The sequence below is a fragment of the Blautia sp. OM07-19 genome (genome assembly GCF_003481595.1).
In the GTDB taxonomy this organism is placed as follows: domain Bacteria; phylum Bacillota; class Clostridia; order Lachnospirales; family Lachnospiraceae; genus Blautia_A; species Blautia_A intestinihominis.
The window spans coordinates 1-21,772 of record NZ_QULA01000029.1; the positions used below are offsets into that span (position 1 = coordinate 1).

Here is a 21,772-nt window from a genome sequence, read left to right on the forward strand (position 1 = left end):
GAAGACACGATCACTTTTTATGTTGCGGAGTGTATGGAATTTCCTGTTATGGGTGAGTACCACGAAAATCTTACTTTGGAAGAAGCCTTACACATTTATGAAACCATTCCCGCTGAACGTATGAATGGGATAAAAGGTGTTGGATTTGAACTGCATGATGGAAGCGATTATGACGGACCGTATGATCTTATGCGACTGGGAAAAGTAGACCGGGAAGGTGTGGAGATGATTAAACACTATAAGGAAAGTCCATTAGTTCAGAAAGCAATGGATGATGTGGAAAAATATTTTGCCAGGAAGCAGGAACTTACAAAAAGAACAGAACAGGTAGTTGGAGATAAGCCTATACAGAAAGAAAATGTTTCACATCCAAAGAGCAGAAAAGAATCTGTTCTTCAGGCACTCCGGGAACGTCAGGCAAAAATAAAAGAGCAGGAACAGACTGCAACGAAAGAAAAATCCAGAACACATAAGAAGGGAGAGGTGTCATTATGATGGTAAGATTTGAGGAAGATGAATATATTGCTGTTGCGATTTTTGATGCGGGTGACAGGATTCAGACAATGAATGCTATGGATGAAATTTTTTCCTATCTGGATGAAGATATGAAGTATCTGATATTTACAACAATTCAGAAGCTGTATTATCTTAGCGATGAAGGATACAAAGAGCTGGAAAGAACCGTAGAGATTTATAAAGCAGACTTGGAGGTGGATGGAGAATGAGTAGAAGTCAGTTTGCAGTTTATCAGTTAAAAAAGAAGCCGGAATTGAGAAACCTTCTTTTCCGTACCTATGAAGAACTTGCACAGGATCAGATTCCTGTGCAGGTGAAAAATTATGAACAGGTGTATCTTGGAACAATGAAACCGGGAGAAACGCCAGAGCAGATAAAAAAGGAGCTGGAGAAGAAACAACCACATAATTATAAAGGTCATGCAATCAGTACCAGTGACGTGATGATCTTGAATGATAATGGTATCACGACTGTTTACTATGTAAATAAAGATGCTTTTATAGAGATTTCTGATTTTATGAAAGTTGCATCTTCGGAAAACGGTGGACTTACGAAGGATACGGTTGGCTATGAAATAGAGGGAAAAGACGGATCATGGGAAGTAATAGATTATCTGCTGGTAGAAGGCAAGAATTATTTCCTTATGGAACATGAGCAGTATGGGAAAGATGTTGCGTATGTAGTTTTGAACCAGGACGGCAAAGTGATTGTAGATAGCACATATAATGGATTTGATGATGCGGTAAAACAGAAAATTCTTGATTCTCTGCATCCGCCAGTGCAGGAACAGACAGAAAATAGTAAACCGAAACTGGATAACTGGCAGAAGTATCTGGAAAATGGGGAATACCTGAGAAGTGCGGAAATTACAGAGGAAGCAAATTATAATATGATTGACGGACTTAGAAATAATTCTGCACCGAAAGATAAAAAGAAGCGTCCAAAAGAATCCGTTCTTGCGAAGCTGAATGAGAAAAAGGAAGAAGTTGCCAAGCGTAGTGGACAGAAAGCAATGCAGCAGATAATGGGACAAGACGTGGAGCGTACAAAAAAATAAAAATGAGAGGCTGGTCACAGTTGTGGCTGGCTTCTTTTTTGCATAGAAAAAGACTGGCCAGTGCCGAATAATCAGTTAGGGCTAGTCTTTATAGTGTGTTGCAATATCTTCAATTTTACAATCCAGAATATTACAGAGAGTGTTGATGGTGTTCATACTGACACCTTCATTATTCTGCAAACGATGTATCAGGGACTTACTGAAATGATATTCTTTGTGAAGAGTGTATTTTGTGATACCTCTTTCCTGCATGGTAAGCCACAATTTATCATATTTAATCAACGGCTATCTCCACCTTTTTCTTGTCTTTCCCTCATTATAGGGTTAAGATAGAAAGTAACAAAGGTTCTGTTTTCGGAACCCATATCAATGAGGAGGAGATGGATTGAAAAAGCAGAGGATAAAAGGAATTGTACTGGTAGTTGTTTGTTTCATATGTGTATTGTGTATATGTAGTGGGTTTTATAGAGTGCAGTCGAAGGAACTTTCGGAAATTCCTGATGCAGTCAATAGTACGAGATTTAACACTACGGAACATTTAACAGTTGTAGCAAATCAGGAGGAAATTGCTGATAAAAAGGAACTGGCAAAACAGATTATAAAAATGTGCAGGGAAAATTCTTTTCAGTCTATAAAGTTTTCTTATGATATGGTATGCCCGACAGAATTACAGATCAATGTATATAAGACGGAAAACGACTTTAACGATAATAAGCAATTCTGTGAGATAGCGTATTTATCAGATGAAGAAAATGGGGAATATGATATTATCCACAACCCTGAAAAATTTATATTGTATGTAGATGGAGAAAAGGTAGAATAGAGAAATAGAGGTTTGCTTCCCTGGATTTAAGGAAGAACCTCTATTTTTATGAAAAAAAGTCGGTTATGATTTTTCTTGTGTATGTTCATGCTGGCGATTTTGAACTTGTGAGGTTCCAAGAATAATATCTACATTGGAACACACTGTACGGAGTTCCCGTTCATGTTCCCGTCGGGCATTAAAGTCTTCACGTTGCATCGTCTGTAATTCTGTTAAGCGATTCTTTTCCTCACGCAGCATTTTTAATGTAGGAAGTTTATTGCCCTGTGATTTTTCTTTGAGTATTCGGAGGGCAGATTCATAGAGTGTAAGTTCTGCCCGGTGATCGTCATAAAATTTTTCTTTGTGCCGACTTTTGCGGTAATCAGAATATATAGATTTATTGGCAAGATACTGTCCGGTATAATGAATCTGTTCATTGACATTCTTCAAAGTATTCTCTGTGGATTTTAGTGTATTTCTTGCATCAGTGCTTTGAGCAGAGGCATCGGAAAGAGCTGCATCTAAATCTGCCTTGGATTGAAAGCCATGTTCCTGTACATAGGCAACTGTCTGAGCCATCATTTTCAGGTTAGACAGTTTTACTTTTTGAGCATACGCCTGACTTTGCTGTGCTTTAATACAATGCTGCAAATCTGTTACCAACCGTAAATCAGATTTTATAAAGAGGAAAGTATGTGGAGCTTCTGTAGTTGTAACAGTGTAGGCAGAAACTGTTGGAGTTGAAGAATTAACAACTTGAGAAATATCAGGAACCGGATTTTCAGTAATCTGTGAGGTAGAATTTTCTTGAAATATTTGCAGAAGATGTTTTTCCTCATAAAGCGTACCAAGGCTTCTTCCAGTAATGTATTTACTGCGATTGGGATGCAGGTAGCTGTATCTGCCACGCCTGACTTTGAATGTAATATTATATTTTTCAGACAGCAATCTGGAAAAATCTTCTTGTGATATTGCCTGTGAAGCAACTGTATCAATCGCATCACGAAGATATTGCTTCTCGGTTTGAAAAGTAGTCTGCCTTGGAGTCAGCCCTTTCTTTTCAAGCTGTGCATTGTGTTTATCAAGTTTTTTTTGTCCTCTGCGTTTTGCCCAGTACTCTTTTTCAGATATTTTCCTTTCAGCAGGTGTTAGAAGGTCTACCTGGTTCAACCCATTGGCGGTACACATATCCATGACTTTTTGCTTTAAATAGATTCGGTATCTATCGGAAAGATGATGTTTATATCCAGCTTTTGAATCCCGGTCAAATTCCATATAGGGCTGAGGCTTAGTGTCATATTTGCGGATACTGTTGATTACAATATGCACATGAATATTGCCACTACCATTGTGACCGTCAGTGTGAGTACAGACAAGTGCCTGGTGTCCGGGAAAATTCTCTTTGGCATATTCTACGCCAAGTTGCTGCGCCAGTTCTCCAGTCAATCCATGTTCCTCCCGGTCTTTAGGATCGAAGCTGATGATATAGTGGTGTGACTTGATATCATTGTAAGATTGGTTCTTATGAAAATAAGCATTTGTTTCCTGACATTCCGCTGCAAAGGTAAATGGGTCGCAGTTTATTCCATCAAGATAGTATTCCTCACGAATAAGCATATGACCGTTTTCATCAAGGATAGGTTTCTGTGTATATTCGTCATGTTGAAAGATCAGATAACGTTCAGCTTCTCCATAATCTGCATTTTTACTTGCTATATGTTTCAGTATTGCCATGAAAGTCACCTGCCATTTCCATTACCTTATATTTCATTTCGTATAAATCTCGAAGTCGCTTATTTATTTCTCCTCGCATTTCCTGAGAAAGAATCCCACCCTGATTAAAATATTTTGCAATCTGATTGAGGTTGCTGCCTATCTTTCCAAACTCTGCGAGCAGTTTCTTTATTTCTGGAACATCAGCAACTATTTCAATTTTGGTCTGTACTTTTCCTTTTAAAACTTGTGTTCGCACATAAGAAGCCAATGACATATTAGCTTGTTTGGCGGCAGTTTCGATAATTGAAAATTCTGTCTCAGTGAAACGAACGGTAATACGATGGTTACGATACATTTCTTCTTTTTTAGGTCTTGTCATAACTTTAATCCTCCAGTTTTTTTTGTAAGTAAAATTCACAGTCTGCTGTGAAAGTTAAGTAATAAAAAATTATTACGCTGTGACCATGCAAATGGGAACCAATGAAACAATCATTGATTGTGCTTGAGGGTATGGGGAGCAAAATCCCCATCAAGTTGCCTGCTGTCAAAATCCGGAAACCGGGTTTCTGGCAGCCAGGGCGAAACTTGCTCTAAGAAAGAAATCCCTCTACTAATAAGGCTTTGGAAAGCCTGTTTACCAACCCTCAAAATGAAAAAAATAAAAAAACAGGAAATGCAGGTTGGTAAATAGCCTCTGCCGAGCTTTATAGGTAGAAGTAGTTTTTTACGGGAGGTGTAAAAATGGCAGAGAAAGAATTACCAACACCAGAAGAAATGCAGGAGATGGCAGAGATAGATATTAGAACGGTAGACACAAGCAGTCTGGTAGATATAGAGCAGGTGCAGATACAAACAGAACTGCCACAGGAAGAACGGATTGCAGATTATATCAGGCAGATTAAAAATCCGTATTGCTATATCTCTCATGGAGTAGCGGTAAAAATAAGTTTTACTGGAAAATGTACACTGGAAGAAAGCCTGAACAGGTGTATCTCGTTGTGAAAATGAAGAAAAACAGGATGGAAAGAAATTTAAAAAGAATGAAAAAAGGTATAGCAGTGAGCCAGAAGTTATGTTAATATGGTGTTGGGTCAAAATTTAAAAGCATTCAAGAAGCCATGAATTTCTTGGTTTACACTGCCGGACGGCATAGTAAATTAGGAGGTTGATGGCTTTATGTATTTCAATCAAAAGTCTATATTAGCAGCGGACTATCTCAGACTCTCCAGAGAAGACGGAGATAAATTGGAAAGTGATAGTATCCGCAATCAAAGAAGTCTGATTAACGATTTTGTAAAACAGCACCCAGAGATCACATTGGTCGATGAATATGTTGACGATGGTTACAGTGGAACAAATTTTGAACGTCCTGCATTTAAGCGATTGATTGAGGATGTGAAGAAAAAGAAAATCAACTGTATTATCGTCAAGGACTTATCCAGACTGGGAAGAAACTATATTGAAACAGGAAGATACCTGGAAAAGATATTCCCGTTTCTTGGAGTAAGGTTTATTGCAGTTACAGACCATTATGACAGTGCAGCAGAATCGGATGATGCAGACCAGATCATTGTTCCTTTTAAGAATCTGATAAATGATGCTTATTGCAGGGACATCTCAATTAAAATCCGAAGTCAGTTAGATGTAAAAAGAAAAAATGGACAGTTTATTGGCAGCTTTGCTGGGTATGGCTATCAGAAAGATCCAGAGAATAAAAATCATCTCATTATAGATGAATATGCAGCAGATATAGTCCGATATATTTTCAATCTGAAAATGGACGGTTACAGTTCTCAAAGGATTGCAGAGAAGCTGAATGAAATGGGAGTGCTTCCACCAATGGAATATAAACGAAGCTGTGGTATGAATTATAATAGTGGATTTCGTTCAGGAGCCAAGCCTAAATGGGCGGTCACAACTGTAAATCGCATTTTGACAAATGAGTTATATACAGGAACAATGGTTCAGGGAAAGAATCGTAAAATCAACTATAAAGTAAAAGAGTGCAGACCAGTAGCAGAAGAAAACTGGATTCGTGTAGAGAAAACGCATGAAGCGATTATTGCAGAGGAAATATTTCAGTATGTACAGTCATTGATGGAACTGGATACCCGCACAGCACCAGAGGAAGAATCCGTATATATTTTTTCGGGATTTTTGCGATGTGGAGATTGCGGGCAGAACATGGTGAAGAGAAGCACAACAAAAAATGGAAAGCGGTATTATTACTACCATTGTTCTACATATAAAAACGGAGATGGATGTAGTTCACATCTGATTAGTGAAAAGACGGTTCATAAAGTTGTTTTGGATGCTATACAAAGGCAGATTGCCTTATTGGTAAATGCGGAGAATATCATTCAGAACAGTGGAATGAAAAATTATAAAAAAACAGAACTGGATTCACTGGAAAAGCAGTTGGTGGTTCTGCATGAGGAAGTAGAGAAGTATAAAGATTTAAAAACCCGGTTGTATCAGGATATGTTAGATAACATTGTGACGAGAGAAGAATACCATGAGTATAACCGGAGATTTACAGACAAGCTACATAATGCGGAAAAGGCAGAACGTGAATTAGAGCAGAGGAAAGAAAAGGCATCTGCGGAGGGAAAACGGGAACACCCTTGGATTGAGGATTTCAAGTGCTATCAGAATATTACACAGCTTGATCGTAAAGCGGTAGTTACTCTAATTGATAAAGTCATTGTGTATGGAAAAGACCGTCTGGAAATTTGCTTTAAGTATGCAGACGAAATACAGGAAATGACAGAAGCAGCTCAGAATATTCGGGAAATGGAAGAAAGGGAAGGTAGATTTAAATGCGGTGCGTAAGTTATACAAGGACTACATCGTGCAAAAATACAAAGAAAATTCCATCAGATATTATCCAACAGCAGAATGAACATATTCAGAACTATATACAATCACATGGTTGGAAGCTGGTAGCAAAATACAGTGACCGGAAAAAGGACGAAAATGAAAATACAGCTTTTGAAGAAATGACGGCAGATGGGATTAACCGTAAATTTGATATGGTGGTAGTAGATAGTGTTGACCGTTGCGGAAAATATATTTCCTGTGCGGAAGATGTACTGGTTAAAACATTCTTTCCGGCGGGACTTCACTTTGCGATAGTACAGAGCGATTTTTGCAGTATTGGAAAAAGCAGGGAAGAAATAGACGAGTATTTCAGAAAAGAGAAAATTGCGGTACAGGTAAAGAGTATGCGTGAATATGCGATTCGTGAACAGGTAGAGGGATATTATACAGTTCACGATGAAAAATATGGATACATACTTTCAGAAGATAGAAAAGAATTAATTGTCGAGGAAGAGGCTGCGAAGATTGTACGGGAGATATTTCAAATGACATTGGCAGAAATCTCTATAAAAAAGATAGTAGCCATTCTGAATGAGCGAGGAGAAGAATCTCCAATGGTACATAATGCGAGAGTGGGGCATAAGCACTGGCCGCATTATGAAAATAGGTGGAGCGAGGGCGCTTTGCGGAGGATTTTAGAATGTACAGCATATGATGGCTATTGGCAGAAAACAATCAACGGAGAAGTTTGTACGCTTTCAATAACACCAATACTAGATGAAGGAGTTTTTGATCAGGCTAGAAGACTTATTAAAAGTCGAACAACTACAGATAATATCATAGGTGGGAAGCCGGGGCCATATGTAAGAAAAATCTATGATGAAGCAACTGGAAAGCCGTTGTACCTGAGAAATTTCCGAAGTGGTGACGTTGCTTTTGTGTTCAATCCGCAGATGGGTGAATTACCAAAGAAAAGAAAAATTTATATAGAAGAAGCTAAGGTTACAGAGGCAGTAAAAAATGCAATTTCTCTGGAAATGGATATGGCTGAAAAAATGAAAGCATATTTGCAGACAGAAAAAATGCAACAGCTATTACAGAAAGAGACTCAACAATATTCAGAAAAGGCATGGATGATATTTCAGGAAATGGAGCAGGTAGAGAAAGACCGTATTCCTTTATATGAAAAATTCCGGGACTATGAGATTGGTCAGACAGAATATCAGGAGAAAAAAGAAGAAATACAGGCGCAGTTGCAAATGTATGAAAACGATTTTGAAGGACTGATGGACAGGCTTGCAAATATGAAAAAGGCTTATAGCGAGGAAAATGAATGGATAAAAACATTTCAAAGGGAAGAGTTACCGGAGAAGTTGGAAAGTCAACATGTTAAAAAATGGGTAGATAAAATAATTGTTTCAGATTTAAGAGATGTGCATGTATACCTGACAATGCAGAACTGGAAGAATTATTTCCCAGAAGAATGGATGGAGGAATAGCAATGGCAAGGAAAAGCAGAAGAAATAAAAATGTTGAGGCTGTTAGTAATCAGATTATAGAAAACTGTGAGAATCTGATAGATACCGGAGCGTATATTCGATTATCTGTTGAAAATGGTGGAAATGAAACGGACGAAACTTTAGTTGTACAACAAATGCTGGTTGAAAAGTTCATAGAGGAGCATCCGGATTTAAAATTGGCAGGTACATATATAGACAATGGATTTAGCGGAACTAATTTTGAACGACCAGGCTTCTTGAAACTCATGGAAGATGTCCGGTCAGGAAAGATTCAGTGTATTGTTGTAAAAGACTTATCACGTTTTGGCAGGGACTATCTGGAAACAGGATATTATCTGGAAACGATTTTACCAAGGTTAAATGTAAGGTTTATCGCAATTACAGATGATTATGACAGTTCCAGAAAAGAGGACAGGGAAAACATCAGTGTTCCATTAAAAAATATGGTTAATGCCATGTATGCAAAAGATATGTCAAAAAAGATTCTGGCTGCAAAAGATGCACAGCGAAAAAAGGGAAATATTACTTTATCAAAAGTAGCATTTGGATATGTCCGTTCAGAGGATAGGCACAGACAGATTGTTGATGAAGAGGTTGCACCATTTGTAAGGATGATATTTCAGTGGTATATGATGGGAGTCAGCAAAAAGAAAATTGCAGATAGATTAAATCTCATGGGAATTGCAACACCTGGACAAAGAGAAAAAACTGGTGTATTGACTGTTCCGTTAGAACAGACAAAGTGGAGAACGGATACAGTAGATAAGATTGTGAATAACCCTACATATGTTGGAGATATTGTAACCGGAAAGTTGAAGCAGTCATTGTATAAAGGGATAAAGCAGTATAGAACTTCGCCGGAGGACTGGAATGTTCAGAGAGATATGCATACGCCGATGATCGCAAGGGATGATTATGAAGAACTGCAGGAAAGGTCAAATAAAATAAAAAAGGTCACAAGAAACTGGCATTTAAAATATATGGAGGACAGAGAAAAATACAAAGACTGTTTTCCCGGTATGGTTCGATGTGGAGATTGTGGACGTCCAATGTATTGTGTCCGCTATACCCATAATTATAAGACAATGGAGAAAGTAGGAATTTATTATACCTGTTCTGCTCAAAATTATGCGAATAATTATTGCGGTCAGAAGATAGAAGAAAATCTGCTGAAGATACTTGTGATGGATCAAATTCAGATTCTTATAAGAAGTATGTGTGACAGAAAAAAGCTGTTACAAAAATTGAAAAGTGATTCCAGTGAGAAAAATGCTTTTTATGAAGCAGCTGCAAAAGTGCGGATGTTGGAAAGAAAAATAGCGCAGGCAGAAGAAAAGAACACTGTATTGTATGAGGACTATGTAGGTGGGATTGTAGAAAAAGAGGACTTCGATATGATGAAAGAGCGTTATATCCGGGAGTTACAAAATCTGAGGGATGATTTGCAAATTGCAAAACAGAATCAAAGAATGTTGGAGAAAAAAACTGACAGATATATGAATATGGTCAGCAACTTGGAGCAGTATCTTTCTGACAGGAGCTTCAATGAAGCACTGGTACAGGAACTTGTAGAATATGTGGAGATATATAAAAACGGAAGCATTCATGTGCGCTTCAAGTGTGATGATAAATTTAAACAGATAACAGAATTGATAGAGGGTGTTAAAAGTGCGTAAGAATGGATTGTATCTGAGGTTATCTATTGCAGATGGAGATTTGGGAAAAGACAATAAGGATGAAAGTAACAGTATTGATAACCAGAGAACGCTTCTTGTAAATTTTGTTCAGGACAGGGATGACCTGTCAGATGAATATATAGAGTATGTGGATGACGGTTATTCAGGAACTAATTTTGAGCGTCCGGCGTTTAAACGCATGATAGAGGATGCGAAAACTGGGAAAATAGATACGATTATTGTAAAAGATTTTTCACGATTTGGCAGAGATTATATTGGTGTAGGAGATTACCTGGAGCAAGTACTTCCAATACTGGAAATCCGTTTTATCTCATTAAACAATAATTATGACAGCAATGATTATTTAGGAAAAACTATGGGAATGGATATGGCAATTCATAACTTGGTCAACAACCTTTATAGCAAAGACATTTCTAAAAAGCTGAAAAGTGCATTAAGAGTGAAATGGAAAAATGGTCAATGGACTGGGGGAAAACCGCCTTTTGGTTATTTACGAGATAGTAAAACAGGGGAATGGTTGATAGATCCGGTAGCAGGGAAATATGTGCGAACGATTTTTGATAAGGCAATCGAGGGGTGCAGTACTTCTCAGATTTCTTATTATATGAATGAACAGAGAATACCTACACCGGGAAGATATAATAAAGAGAATGGTCTTACGCATTATGGATATAATCAAAAAATGCCAGAGTCGGAAATTCTGTGGGATTGTGGCATGGTTCGAGCCATTCTTGGAAGATATGAATATACAGGAGCTTTAGTGCAGGGAAAACGACAAAGTATTGCGGTTGGCAGTAAAGTAACCAGAAAATCGAGGGATAAAGATGTGGTTATTACAAAAAATGTTCATCCGGCAATCGTGTCAGAGGAAGAATATGAAATAGCAAAGGCAACTATCGCATTTATGAAAAAACCAGATTACCGGGGTACAAGAAAGTTTGCATTGAAAGGAAAAGTCAGATGTGGGAATTGCAGACGATCAATGGTATTGATGGAATCCGGTGCTAATGACAGGGTATATTGTCCACATAAAAAGATGACAGGAAAATTTGCCAAGTGTTCAGACGAAATGGTTTCTGTTTCAATTATAGAAGGGCATGTATGGTATGCTTTAAAACGTGTCCTTTATGTATTGGATGCTATACAGTTGGATTTTGAGGAAAAGACAACTAATTTGGATAGTGTCAGAAGAAAAAAGATAAAACAGCTAGAGGCTGAGAGTAATGTGTTAAAAAGTGAGAGAATACGTCAGTATGAATCGTATGCGGAAGGTATTATAACGAAAGAAAAGTATATGATGAAAAAAATGCAGATTACGGATCGAATGAATGGCATACAGGCAGAGATAGAAACACTCACACGTTTATCGACGGAGGAAGAAGCATATAAAAGTAAAGTGGCATCTGCTGTTGAATTACTGGAAGGGGAAATGCAGCATGAGAAGATTACAAAAGAACTTGTAAATGCCACGATTGATACAGTTTATGTATATGATAAAAAGAGGATAGAGATAGTATTCAGTTTTGATGATGTTCTGATGAAAGCAATAGAAAAATACCAGAAAGGGGTAAAGGAAGCATGACATTTAAAAATTTTGTATGTAAAGGAATCTTAGTATTTGCAGGGTTGCTTCTGCTTGGATGGATTGGAAAATATATTTATATGGTGGATGGGGAAATTGACTGGTTCAGATTTATGCTGGTTTACGGAGTGCCAGTGGGAATCCCACATATGTTTATTATAATTCCCTGGCATTGGGATTTATCCGGTATCCTTGGAATGGCTGCTCTGTGCGTAATTGTAGGCGGGATATTTGGTTGTGTGATTGCAGCATGGCTTGGAATCCGGGCGGTATGGTATATGGTGGGATTTCCAATTAGCAAGATTGTGGCGATACATAAAAGGACTTGCTAAAAATAATAGTATGAAATATGACCACAGGTGTAAAGTGATATGCCTGTGGTTTTATTTTGCCATTTATATGATGCGGAAGATGTGATAAAATATCAATCAATAAATCAATGGGAGAAATGAGATATGTTAGATGATGAAAAATGCCTGTGTGGTTCAGGACGCTTGTATTCCATGTGTTGTAAACCGTTTAGTGGACAGGGAATAGAGAATTATAAAAAAGAAATCGACAGCAAAAATTATATTAAAGCGTATTATGTAGCTGTGGCGATGCTTTCTGATTATCTGGAAGATGTAAGAAAGCATACGAACAGAATATTGAAGGATAACCCTGTAATTGGAAGATTTGTGTTACATAAAGATGTAAATGCACTATCGGAGTTGGCAGATCGTATTTTTCACTGCATACCAAAAGGAAATACAGATAACTGGGGAGAACGATTTGAATTTATAAAAGGATTGGTGGATGCAGAGGACTGGAAGAATGAATGTGAATATTATCAGCTATTGTATTATGAACTGAATAATGATAAGGGAAAATTCTCAGAGCAGATTGAGGCTATTGTAAAAAATACAAAAGTGGATGTACATACAGACCAGAGAATGTTGGAACTGTTGCGGTCTGTCATTTTACCGTCAGGACAATTAACGGAGCTGCTTAAATTGGATGATATTTTGATTGAAAAGACGGATAGTTCCTTAATGAAATTGAAATATAAATTTGATAAGGCAATACAGCTTGCATTGGTTTCTGATAATACAAGTGCGAAAAAGATTGCAGATGAAGTGATGGCAGAACTGGAAAAAGAAGATTTATATACAGAAGATGAAGTGTATTCGCAGGATGTTATTGCAATGATGTATGAAATGTATCATAACTTTGATCCAGACGTAAAGTGGCTGGAAAAAGCATTGCATGTGCGTGAAAAAATGAACATTAAAAAGTTTACTGAAGCCGGAAAGGTAAAATATTATTCTGACATTGCCTATACATACTGGAAAATGGGAAATTATGAAGTTGCAGAACAGGATTTTTGCACAAGTCTTGAGTATGCAAAAACAGCATTTGCACAGATATATTTGTTGGATTGTTTGGTAGAACAAAAGAAAATCAAAAATCTGAAAGAGTATCTGGAGAGTGTGGAATTTGAAGATATGGGAGCCGATAGCATAGACTTTCTTATAATTGTAGGCAATGCAGCTATACAGCTTAAGGATAACGACAGTATAGAACTGATCAAGCGTTATATCGAGGAAACAAATATAGAAGTTCCATATTACAAGTTTTACTTGAAGGAATTAGAGTTAGAATTAGAAAAGAAAAGTGGTAAAATCATGCGACTGCTTAATAAGCTAAGTCCATTGAAAAAGTATCTGATCCTGCAACCACAATTAAACGGAATTGGAATTAATGTAGAAAAAATACTGGAAGATCTAAAAAAATAGACTATACATGATGAGTGAGGGAAACGTTTTGTGACGCTTCCCTCAAATTTTTTTCTATAATCATTTTCTGTAATAGTGATAAGGAATCCTCCGAAAATTATTTAGTGTCACGCAGACAGTCTTTTATGAGTTGAACAGATTTTAAGATCCATTCCATTTCTTGCGGTGTGCAATCAGATAACAGGTTTTGTATTTTCTGATAAGACGGATCTGAAAAAGTGGAATCCGGTATGTTATTAGTGGAATTACTCGCAGGAGCAGTCTTGTGAATTTCTGTATTGTCGTTAAGAAGCTGATTCTCTAATTCCTGAAGCGTTTGAGTATATTGTTCCCTTTCAGAGCCGGTCATTTTGTTTAAGAAAGAAACGTAAGTGCTGAGCTTCTGATTGATTATTGGATTTTTGAATGAAAGAGTAAGGGTGTCAGGAATGATATTTCCGTTTGTATCTTTCTGAGAATCAAAGTTTAAATCCAGTTGCTCGTTCATTTTAAATATAAGTGAGAGCAGATCGGAAACTGTATGAATATCAAAATCCATAAAAATATTGATACTAATGCCCAGGGCCTGTGATATTTTCAAGAGTTGCTCCGGCTTGGGCTTGCGTTCATCAGACTCGTATTTTTGCAAAGTGCTTATGCTTAAACCAGTAGCCTGTACAAGTTGTTCCTGAGTGAACCCATGCATAGTTCTAAAGTATTTGATTTTTTCGCCAACGGTCATTATCGCTACCTCCATAAAGGGATTATAACATATTTTTTACTGTTAAATACACAAAAATATATAAAAATGTATTGACACATACAAATGTATGGTATATATTAAAAACACATACAAAAGTAATATTTAAGTAGAACAAGACATACAAAAGTGATAGCAAGAATGAGTTAAGTGATACTTAAATAGAAGCAATTTTGGAACAAAAGTATATGTTAGTGCAACTTAAAGTACAGTTAAAAAACAGGAGGAAAAAGCGATGGCAGAAATCATTTTTGGAATTGATCATGGAAATGGAAATATGAAGGGAGAGAATGTATGCTTCCCATGTGGACTTGTCAGATATGTGTCTGAACCGGGACGCTTTATGAATGAAGATATTTTGGAGTATCAGGGAACATATTATACCCTGTCAGATACAAAAATGCCGTTTAAAGCTGATAAGACAGTAGATGATGATTACTTTATTCTCACATTATATGCTCTTGCAATGGAAGCTCGTAATAAAGGAATTACATTAACGGGAAAAGATGTAGTGCTTGGCGTGGGATTGCCACCCGCAGATTACGGTCAGCAGGCAACTTCATTTAAGAAATATTTCTTAGATCATGCAAAACATGGAATCAGTTTTAAGATGAATGGAAAATCCGTTAATTTCTATTTAAAAGATGTATTTGTCAGCCCACAGAATTTTGCAGCAGTCATGTGTTTTAAGGCAAGTCTTTTGAAGAAATATAGAACGGTAAACTGTATTGATATTGGGGATGGAACAGTTGACCTTTTGGTAATCAGAAATGGAAAACCGGATTTATCAGTTCGTGTCAGTGATCGTTCCGGTATGGCTGTTCTACGGTCTGAAATATCCAATGCGATTCAACAGAACTATGGCATTCATTTGGATTCGTCAGATGTAGAACAGGTTTTAATGCAGGAAGAAACCATATTAGATGAAAAAATCATACTGGAAATTCAGCGAATGGCAGAAAACTGGTTACAGAGAATTATCAATAAACTACATACCCATGTAACCGACTTTAGAACAAATCCGGCGGTCTTTCTTGGTGGAGGAAGTCTTTTACTCAGAAAACAGATTGAAAATTCCCTGGAATTTAAATATGTGGAATTTATTGATGACGTCCGGGCGAATGCGATTGGATATGAAAAACTGACAACAGCACGTCTGCGGAGAGGGTAGGAGGTGCTGGTCATGGGACAGATTAAGGTTGTATTGATATTTAATGAAGATGATGAACGTCAGAGAGAAGCAGGAGAATACTTAAAAACCAAGAAAAGATGCAAGACAGCACTTGTGACAGAATTGGTTCAGGCGTGGATGAAGAATGGAGAAGCAGGAACAGGAACATACACAGGAGCAGTGAGCATAGACGCTATCAAAAAACAGTTACTTCAAGACAAGGAGTTTTTGTTAGAAATAGAAAAATCAATGGGCGGAACGAGTTGTCGAGAAGTCGAGGAAACAGAGCCAGAAGATAGTGATAATCTGGATATGGACGAGGATATGATGCTTGCAGGAATGTCAATATTTGAAAACGAAATTTAAAATGTATCGAAGTACCGCTGAACATAGAATAAGTCTGTTTGGCGGTATTTTTATGCTTTTTTGTTATAGTGGGATATGATAGAATAAGTTTAAATCCTTTGTAACTAAGGGGACCTTGGAATTATAGAAAGAGGAAGTTGCATATGAGAGAAGCTGATTTTTCAGAACGTATTAAGACAATTCTTTGTGAACGTGTTGGGGGCAGATGTTCAAATCCAAATTGTAGAAGGGAAACATTAGGTCCTCATAGAGAGGGAGATAAACGATTATCAATGGGTGAAGCCGCCCACATTTTAGGAGCATCACCAAAGGGCGCAAGATATGATGCGAGAATGACAAAAGAAGAAAGAGAATCTATAAATAATGGAATATGGTTATGTAGTGCTTGTCACACATTAATTGATAAAAATCCAGACGAATATCCAGTAGAAGAATTGCTAAAGTGGAAGATGATAGCGGAATATGAACAAGAACGACGTCTGAAGGGAGAAGATATAGTTTCTTTTCAAAGCCAGCAGATGGAAAGGAAAAAGGAAGCATTAAAGCAGGTCAAGTATGCAACTGATTGCTTCCATGATTTGTTGGAATATTCATATAAATATTGGAAAATGAATTTTGCACAATCCTTTTCTAATCCGATTGATTTACAAAATGAAATAGATGATCATCATTTTATGTATGAAGAAGAATTGCTTCACATAAATAAATATCTTGAAAAAAGGGATGATCTTTATGAGGCGCTAAATCAACATTCTCTTGACTTGGGGAAACAAGTAGTAGAATTGTTGAATGAATATATAAATTTGACAACATTCCAATATTATGATGATGGTATAGGAATGGCTAATAATTATTGGTCTTCATTTTTTAATATGATTTCTAAGAATATAGATAATTTAAGAAAGATTAAAAAGGAAACAGATGATATACTATACTCTATGTATTCAGCTTAAACTGACGGAATAAACTACAATATAAAATCGTAATGGACAACATCGCAAGGAAGCAAGACCGCAAAAGTATAAAAGAAGGGTGCAGAAATAACAAAGTTTCTGCGCCCTTAAATTATTTGCCTGGTTTGTAGTTGCGTAATGCAGTTTTGGTTGATTTTATAATTTCCAGTAAAAATTCTTTTTCCTGATTGCTACAATCAGAAGTAAGCTCTTTTATATCGGCATCAAATTTTGAAACCAGTACAGGCGTATTGTCATATAAAAGTTGATCTACAGTAGTATCAAGGCTTTGAGCAATGCCGAGCAATGTTGCAAGGCTTAATTTGGTATGTCCGTTTTCGATACTGCTGACATAGGTAGGGGCAACGTCGATCATATTTGAAAGTGTTTCCTGAGTCATTTTTTTTGACAGACGTGCAGTGCGGATCCTTTTACCGATAGCAAGATAATCAATTTCTACTTCCAAACCTGTCACCTCCTAGACTTTGACTATTAGTTAAGATTTATTGCGAAACTCCACACACATTTGATATTCCTTATTGTATTCCCAAAAAAGATATATTATAATGAAACATAAGTAGAAGTTTAATGCAATTATTCACATGTAGTAGAAAAAAGAGCAAAAGACACCGGGGGCATCAAATTTGGAAAGTATAAATACGGGTGTTGAATTTTATTCAAATGTGAAAGCCTCGGAGGTGGAATGGGTATGGTACCCATATATTCCCTGTGGGAAGATTACAATGTTGCAGGGAGATCCGGGAGAGGGTAAGTCAACACTGATTATTCATGTTGCAGCGATACTAACAAAAGGCGGATATTTGCCAGATGGACAGAAGATAAAAAAGCCAGAGATGGTAATATATCAGTGTTCAGAAGATGGAAAAGGAGATACGATAAAACCAAGGCTGGAACAGGCTGGGGCTGATTGTAGTAAGGTTGCATTCATAAAGGAAGATAATGATGAATTGACACTGGAAGATGAACGTATAAGAAATGCTATTATACAGATCAGTGCGAAAATGGTTGTGCTTGATCCGATACAGGCATTTATCGGTCACAATGGCAATATGACAAATGCAGTAAAAATGCGAGAAATCTTATCAAAGTTATCCAAGGTGGCAGCAGAAACTAATTGTGCAATAGTATTAGTTGGACACATGAACAAAAGTGGTGGTGGAAACCAATTATACAGAGGATTAGGCAGTATTGACATTGCGGCAGCAGCGAGAAGCATTCTTATGGTATCCAGAGATAAAGAAGAACCTTGGAAACGGTATATGTTTCCGGTAAAATCAAGCCTTGCACCAGAAGGAGAACCGATAGGGTTTGAACTGGATAAGAAAAAAGGGTTTCGATGGATTGGAAAATGCCAGATAAATGTGGAAGAATTGCTTAATGTTGAGAAAAGCACAGGAAAGAAAGATATTGCTGTAGAATATCTGCAAAAACTGTTATCAGTAGAAGATTTAGCAAGTACCTATATTTATGAAAAAATGAAAGAGTATGGTATTGCAAAAAGAACGGTACAGGAAGCAAAGAAAATTGCTGAAATAAAAGCATATAAAAAAGGTAAAATCTGGTACTGGCATATGGAAGTGGGGGACAGCATATGAACGAACAGGAAAAACATGCTGCAAGCCAGGAAGAACGGAAAGAAAAGATTCGTGCAAGGTATAAGGGCGTGGATCGCAGCGAATTAGAGTTCATTCCTGCGAAACAGAAAGAAAAATTATTTGAAGATGCAGGCACCAAAAGGGTGTGTGCTTATTGCCGTGTGTCTACAGATGATGCCAATCAGACATCTTCATATGAACTGCAGAAAAATCATTATGAAGATATGATAAAGGAACATGCAGGGTGGACACTGGTTGGGATATATGCGGATGAGGGAATTTCCGGCACATCTTTACAGCATAGGGATGAATTTAATCGTATGATCGAGGATTGCAAAGTAGGGAAAATAGATTTAATAGTTACCAAAAGTGTATCACGATTTGCCAGAAATATCGTGGATTGTATTGCTAAAGTTCGTGAATTAGCAAATATGAAACCGCAGGTAGGCGTATTTTTTGAAACAGAACATATTTACACACTTGATAATACGAGCGAAATGATGCTTGCAGTGTTATCGGCAGCAGCACAGGAAGAATCACATACGAAAAGTGAAATTATGAATATTTCTATTGAACAACGGTTTTCAAGAGGAATATTTCTGACACCCAAACTCTTAGGTTATGATAAGGACGAGGACGGGAATTTAGTTATTAATGAGTCGGAAGCAGATACGGTTCGCTTGTGTTATTATCTGTTCCTGAGTGGCTTTCCTACTTCTGAAATTGCTGAAATTTTGATGGATTTAGGACGTAAAACTAAATTAGGAAATACAAAGTGGACAGGAAGTACAGTTGTAAATGTTCTACGCAATGAAAGGCATTGTGGGGATGTTTTATCAAGAAAAACTTTTACACCTAATTACCTGGATCATAAATCAAAGAAAAATAACCATGATCGGAACCAATATAGACAGACCGATCACCATGAAGCTATTGTGAGCCGGGAGATTTATGATGCAGCGCAAAAAATGCTGGATGCAAGCAAATATATGAAAAAAGGGTATCCATTGCCAACTTTACAGGTAGTAGATCAGGGAGCCTTAAAAGGCTTTGTACCTGTAAATCGTGCATGGAATGGATTTTCGTCAGCAGATTATAAAAAGGCATCATTAAGTGCTTATTCTGAAAACAATAATGAAATTTGTGTAGAGAAAACGGAAAACCGAGGATTTGATTTAAGCGGTTATGAAATTGTGAGGGCGCAGTTTTTTTCAACAAGATTCGATCCGGCAGTAACGATTTCTTCAGGAAAAATTGTATTTAATACAGCTTGTTTGAAAAAATTTGAAGATGTAGAGTATGTAGAATTACTTTTCAATTCTGTAGAAAAGTGCATTGCAGTTCGTCCATGCGAAAAAAGCAGCATAAATGCTATTAAATGGGGAACTATACGAGATGGACGTTGGGCGGTGCTCCCAAAAAGCTGTAAAGGATTTTCAGGGCCATTATATGAGCTTATGGGATGGAATAAAGACTGCAAGTATAAATTGCGAGGACAGTTTTGCGGTACTGCAGATGAACAGGTAATGATTTTTGAATTAGAAGAACCAGAAGTGCTTGTACAGGAAAAGGCAGAAGAACAATTTGCGGAAGAAACGGAGAAAAAGCCAGAAGAAGCTCAGAAGCCAGTAAAGAAAATACTTTATCCGGAAGCTTGGGCATATAATTTTGGAGAGTCTACAAATAGAATGGTGTTTTTACAGAGAGTGTCATATAAAGGAAACTGGGACATACTGCGTCCTGCAAGAACTGTTGAAGGGATGGAGATTATAACCAGAGAAGTTCTCAATGCTCTGCTGGAGTCAGCAGAGAAATTGATAGATAAAATGAGGTGTGCTAATTATGCATGATACAGCGGAGTATACGGATGAAAAAGAAATTATTGATCAGAAAGCAATCGAGTTGGCGGAGGATTTTAGTTATGATGGGTATCAGGTTGTCAGACGAGAACTGTTTGCTCATCTAAGGGAACCGGCTGTCGTGATTCGTAGAGATAGTGTGACATTTAATACAGCCTGCATTGCTGGTTTAGAGGATGCAGTTTACATACAGATACTTGTGAACCAGGATAGTAAGAGAATGGTTGTCCGAAAATGTGAGGAAAATGATAAAGATGCACTTCGTTGGTGTGTGGCAAAACCAGATAAGCGTAAAAGCAGAAAAATGACAAATAAAATCTTTTCTGCAATGATGTATGAAATGATGGGATGGAATCTGGATTGCCGATATAAGATTTTGGGACACAAGATTACTTTTGAAGATGAAACAATTTATGTGTTTGACTTGATGGAAACGGAGATATTTCTTGACATTAAAGGAAAAAGAGCGAAAAAAGACACAGAAAGTCAGTTTACTACTGAAAAGGCTAATAGTATAGAAGAAACAGCATCAAATTCTACAGATAATGAGCGTTCAGTGGAAGAAATAAAAAGGAAAAATCGAATACCATTTTATCCAAAGGAATGGAAAGATTCTTTTGGTTTGCCAGTGGAAGAACATAGGAAAGCACTGGAAATAAATATGCTGGATGGTTATGCAGAATTTACAACAGGAAAATAGTTAAAGGGGAAAGTCTGCCCTAAAGATGGGAGGTATCAGTGTGCAGGAACATAATATTGTGATACCGGGGATTTCTCTATGCCAAAAATGGGGGAAGATACGGATTTTTCATTCAACGATAGTGGCATTGGGTGAGCCAAAGTATATAAGATTTTTGTTTAATCCTGAAAAGCGGGGATTGGTGGTGCAGGCATGTGCCAGAAAAGATGCAGAGTGTTTTCGTGTGCCTAAATATAACCCGGAGAATTGGGAATTTAAGATCAGTAGTGTGCCAATGCTGCGAATGATATGGAAAACGTGCGAATGGGATGCGGAAAAGACGTATCGTTTGACGGGAATATGCCATTCGGAGTACAATCTGGTGGAATTTGATATGAAGCAGGCAACGATGCTGACAGTGGAAGAATTTTAAGAAAACAGCGTAAAATAGGAACTTCTGAGAGATCAGAGGTTCTTTTTTTGTGCTGTTTTTGAGGGTAATTGCATGGTATGGTGCTGAAAAAATTTCTCTGAAAAAAAGTTGTTTCTATCTTTACATCAGGAGGCGATATGAGTCTGGTAGGAACCCGCCCGCCGACAGTAGATGAGTGGGAGCAGTACGAACTTCATCATAGAAGCCGTATGTCCACCAAGCCGGGAATCACCGGTATGTGGCAGGTAAGCGGTCGAAGTGATATTACAGACTTTGAGGAAGTTGTACGTCTGGATACTGAATACATAGAAAACTGGACAATTGGTCTGGATATTAAAATTCTGATGAAAACAGTCCTTGCTGTTGTCAAGCATGAAGGGTCTGTATAACTTGACAGCGTAGATTCGACAGGTTATGATAAAATATATGTCATTGTAAATAAGATGATGCTTTGAAACCTCAGCATAA

The 21,772-nt window shown here is 37.3% G+C and carries 22 protein-coding genes and 2 pseudogenes; 19 read left to right on the forward strand and 5 right to left on the reverse strand.

The annotated features are described in order from the left end of the window. The 3 genes and pseudogenes from DXC01_RS15675 to DXC01_RS15685 all read left to right on the forward strand — a co-directional run. Positions 1-495 (forward strand): annotated as a pseudogene (locus DXC01_RS15675) (DUF3849 domain-containing protein); the annotation flags it as partial. Further along, a complete protein-coding gene (locus DXC01_RS15680) occupies positions 492-725 on the forward strand; it encodes a transposon-transfer assisting family protein (protein ID WP_029730849.1) in 234 nt (77 codons plus the stop codon). The pseudogene DXC01_RS15675 and the gene DXC01_RS15680, both read left to right, overlap by 4 nt. Further along, entirely contained in the window at positions 722-1,573 is an 852-nt protein-coding gene (locus DXC01_RS15685; protein ID WP_117650084.1) for a YodL domain-containing protein, read from the forward strand. Before DXC01_RS15680 ends, DXC01_RS15685 begins: the two co-directional genes overlap by 4 nt. An 81-nt stretch (positions 1,574-1,654) precedes the next feature. On the opposite strand, the gene DXC01_RS15690 is transcribed toward DXC01_RS15685, so the two are convergent. Continuing rightward, positions 1,655-1,855 carry a helix-turn-helix domain-containing protein gene (locus DXC01_RS15690; RefSeq protein ID WP_029730851.1) on the reverse strand — a complete coding sequence of 67 codons (201 nt, stop codon included), beginning with the start codon at positions 1,853-1,855 and terminating at the stop codon, positions 1,655-1,657. 103 nt (positions 1,856-1,958) lie between these two features. Here DXC01_RS15690 and DXC01_RS15695 point away from each other — a divergent pair, with 103 nt between their 5' ends. Further along, positions 1,959-2,396 (forward strand): hypothetical protein, encoded by a 438-nt coding sequence (locus DXC01_RS15695; protein WP_055282517.1) that lies wholly within the window; start codon positions 1,959-1,961, stop codon positions 2,394-2,396. A 63-nt stretch (positions 2,397-2,459) separates the two neighbouring features. Here DXC01_RS15695 and DXC01_RS15700 read toward each other — a convergent pair whose 3' ends face one another. Then, complete coding sequence (locus DXC01_RS15700) at positions 2,460-4,112, reverse strand: relaxase/mobilization nuclease domain-containing protein (RefSeq protein ID WP_118699270.1); 1,653 nt, start codon at positions 4,110-4,112, stop codon at positions 2,460-2,462. Then, complete coding sequence (locus DXC01_RS15705) at positions 4,084-4,473, reverse strand: plasmid mobilization protein (RefSeq protein WP_055282513.1); 390 nt, start codon at positions 4,471-4,473, stop codon at positions 4,084-4,086. Before DXC01_RS15705 ends, DXC01_RS15700 begins: the two co-directional genes overlap by 29 nt. A gap of 362 nt (positions 4,474-4,835) precedes the next feature. Between DXC01_RS15705 and DXC01_RS15710 the strand changes: the two genes are divergently transcribed. From DXC01_RS15710 to DXC01_RS15740, 7 genes are all read left to right on the forward strand, one after another. Further along, positions 4,836-5,096, forward strand: a complete 261-nt coding sequence (locus DXC01_RS15710; protein ID WP_055282511.1) for a DUF6870 family protein — start codon at positions 4,836-4,838, stop codon at positions 5,094-5,096. Positions 5,097-5,270: 174 nt separating this feature from the next. Next, on the forward strand, positions 5,271-6,926 hold the full coding sequence (locus tag DXC01_RS15715) for a recombinase family protein (protein WP_055282509.1): 1,656 nt from the start codon (positions 5,271-5,273) through the stop codon (positions 6,924-6,926). Continuing rightward, entirely contained in the window at positions 6,914-8,413 is a 1,500-nt protein-coding gene (locus tag DXC01_RS15720) for a recombinase family protein (RefSeq protein WP_055282507.1), read from the forward strand. Before DXC01_RS15715 ends, DXC01_RS15720 begins: the two co-directional genes overlap by 13 nt. A 2-nt stretch (positions 8,414-8,415) precedes the next feature. After that, the gene (locus tag DXC01_RS15725; protein WP_158583639.1) at positions 8,416-10,110 is read left to right on the forward strand and encodes a recombinase family protein; all 1,695 of its coding nucleotides are present in this window, start codon (positions 8,416-8,418) and stop codon (positions 10,108-10,110) included. Next, the gene (locus tag DXC01_RS15730; RefSeq protein ID WP_158583640.1) at positions 10,103-11,713 is read left to right on the forward strand and encodes a recombinase family protein; all 1,611 of its coding nucleotides are present in this window, start codon (positions 10,103-10,105) and stop codon (positions 11,711-11,713) included. Before DXC01_RS15725 ends, DXC01_RS15730 begins: the two co-directional genes overlap by 8 nt. Further along, positions 11,710-12,045, forward strand: a complete 336-nt coding sequence (locus DXC01_RS15735) for a DUF6050 family protein (RefSeq protein ID WP_021860386.1) — start codon at positions 11,710-11,712, stop codon at positions 12,043-12,045. The genes DXC01_RS15730 and DXC01_RS15735 overlap by 4 nt, the downstream gene beginning before the upstream one ends. Positions 12,046-12,168: 123 nt before the next feature. Continuing rightward, positions 12,169-13,488 (forward strand): hypothetical protein, encoded by a 1,320-nt coding sequence (locus DXC01_RS15740; RefSeq protein WP_021860387.1) that lies wholly within the window; start codon positions 12,169-12,171, stop codon positions 13,486-13,488. Positions 13,489-13,585: 97 nt separating this feature from the next. Here the strand turns inward: DXC01_RS15740 and DXC01_RS15745 are convergent, their stop codons facing one another. Beyond that, positions 13,586-14,209, reverse strand: coding sequence for a helix-turn-helix domain-containing protein (locus tag DXC01_RS15745; RefSeq protein WP_021860388.1), 624 nt, complete (start codon positions 14,207-14,209; stop codon positions 13,586-13,588). 253 nt (positions 14,210-14,462) lie between these two features. Here DXC01_RS15745 and DXC01_RS15750 point away from each other — a divergent pair, with 253 nt between their 5' ends. From DXC01_RS15750 to DXC01_RS15760, 3 genes are all read left to right on the forward strand, one after another. Next, positions 14,463-15,398, forward strand: a complete 936-nt coding sequence (locus DXC01_RS15750; protein ID WP_118699272.1) for a ParM/StbA family protein — start codon at positions 14,463-14,465, stop codon at positions 15,396-15,398. A 12-nt stretch (positions 15,399-15,410) separates the two neighbouring features. Beyond that, the gene (locus DXC01_RS15755) at positions 15,411-15,764 is read left to right on the forward strand and encodes a hypothetical protein (RefSeq protein ID WP_021860390.1); all 354 of its coding nucleotides are present in this window, start codon (positions 15,411-15,413) and stop codon (positions 15,762-15,764) included. Between the two features lie 143 nt (positions 15,765-15,907). Next, a complete protein-coding gene (locus tag DXC01_RS15760; protein ID WP_118031531.1) occupies positions 15,908-16,717 on the forward strand; it encodes an HNH endonuclease in 810 nt (269 codons plus the stop codon). A gap of 112 nt (positions 16,718-16,829) precedes the next feature. On the opposite strand, the gene DXC01_RS15765 is transcribed toward DXC01_RS15760, so the two are convergent. Beyond that, positions 16,830-17,183, reverse strand: a complete 354-nt coding sequence (locus DXC01_RS15765) for a helix-turn-helix domain-containing protein (protein WP_021860392.1) — start codon at positions 17,181-17,183, stop codon at positions 16,830-16,832. 178 nt (positions 17,184-17,361) lie between these two features. Here DXC01_RS15765 and DXC01_RS15770 point away from each other — a divergent pair, with 178 nt between their 5' ends. The 5 genes and pseudogenes from DXC01_RS15770 to DXC01_RS15790 all read left to right on the forward strand — a co-directional run. Continuing rightward, on the forward strand, positions 17,362-18,333 hold the full coding sequence (locus DXC01_RS15770; RefSeq protein WP_021860393.1) for an AAA family ATPase: 972 nt from the start codon (positions 17,362-17,364) through the stop codon (positions 18,331-18,333). After that, a complete protein-coding gene (locus tag DXC01_RS15775) occupies positions 18,330-20,183 on the forward strand; it encodes a recombinase family protein (RefSeq protein WP_021860394.1) in 1,854 nt (617 codons plus the stop codon). The genes DXC01_RS15770 and DXC01_RS15775 overlap by 4 nt, the downstream gene beginning before the upstream one ends. After that, positions 20,176-20,892: a hypothetical protein gene (locus tag DXC01_RS15780; RefSeq protein WP_021860395.1), complete on the forward strand. Its 717-nt coding sequence runs from the start codon at positions 20,176-20,178 to the stop codon at positions 20,890-20,892. Before DXC01_RS15775 ends, DXC01_RS15780 begins: the two co-directional genes overlap by 8 nt. Positions 20,893-20,932: 40 nt before the next feature. Next, on the forward strand, positions 20,933-21,304 hold the full coding sequence (locus tag DXC01_RS15785; protein WP_117650070.1) for a hypothetical protein: 372 nt from the start codon (positions 20,933-20,935) through the stop codon (positions 21,302-21,304). A gap of 131 nt (positions 21,305-21,435) precedes the next feature. Next, a pseudogene (locus tag DXC01_RS15790) lies at positions 21,436-21,693 on the forward strand (sugar transferase); the annotation flags it as partial. Positions 21,694-21,772: the final 79 nt, after the last annotated feature.

Coding starts and splice junctions, on each gene's coding strand:
- DXC01_RS15740 (WP_021860387.1), top strand. CDS start 12,169: ATGTTAGATGATGAAAAATGCCTGTGTGGTTCAGGACGCTTGTATTCC.
- DXC01_RS15780 (WP_021860395.1), top strand. CDS start 20,176: ATGCATGATACAGCGGAGTATACGGATGAAAAAGAAATTATTGATCAG.
- DXC01_RS15750 (WP_118699272.1), top strand. CDS start 14,463: ATGGCAGAAATCATTTTTGGAATTGATCATGGAAATGGAAATATGAAG.
- DXC01_RS15725 (WP_158583639.1), top strand. CDS start 8,416: ATGGCAAGGAAAAGCAGAAGAAATAAAAATGTTGAGGCTGTTAGTAAT.
- DXC01_RS15745 (WP_021860388.1), bottom strand. CDS start 14,209: ATGACCGTTGGCGAAAAAATCAAATACTTTAGAACTATGCATGGGTTC.
- DXC01_RS15735 (WP_021860386.1), top strand. CDS start 11,710: ATGACATTTAAAAATTTTGTATGTAAAGGAATCTTAGTATTTGCAGGG.
- DXC01_RS15755 (WP_021860390.1), top strand. CDS start 15,411: ATGGGACAGATTAAGGTTGTATTGATATTTAATGAAGATGATGAACGT.
- DXC01_RS15700 (WP_118699270.1), bottom strand. CDS start 4,112: ATGGCAATACTGAAACATATAGCAAGTAAAAATGCAGATTATGGAGAA.
- DXC01_RS15760 (WP_118031531.1), top strand. CDS start 15,908: ATGAGAGAAGCTGATTTTTCAGAACGTATTAAGACAATTCTTTGTGAA.
- DXC01_RS15720 (WP_055282507.1), top strand. CDS start 6,914: ATGCGGTGCGTAAGTTATACAAGGACTACATCGTGCAAAAATACAAAG.
- DXC01_RS15680 (WP_029730849.1), top strand. CDS start 492: ATGATGGTAAGATTTGAGGAAGATGAATATATTGCTGTTGCGATTTTT.
- DXC01_RS15715 (WP_055282509.1), top strand. CDS start 5,271: ATGTATTTCAATCAAAAGTCTATATTAGCAGCGGACTATCTCAGACTC.
- DXC01_RS15775 (WP_021860394.1), top strand. CDS start 18,330: ATGAACGAACAGGAAAAACATGCTGCAAGCCAGGAAGAACGGAAAGAA.
- DXC01_RS15705 (WP_055282513.1), bottom strand. CDS start 4,473: ATGACAAGACCTAAAAAAGAAGAAATGTATCGTAACCATCGTATTACC.
- DXC01_RS15710 (WP_055282511.1), top strand. CDS start 4,836: ATGGCAGAGAAAGAATTACCAACACCAGAAGAAATGCAGGAGATGGCA.
- DXC01_RS15685 (WP_117650084.1), top strand. CDS start 722: ATGAGTAGAAGTCAGTTTGCAGTTTATCAGTTAAAAAAGAAGCCGGAA.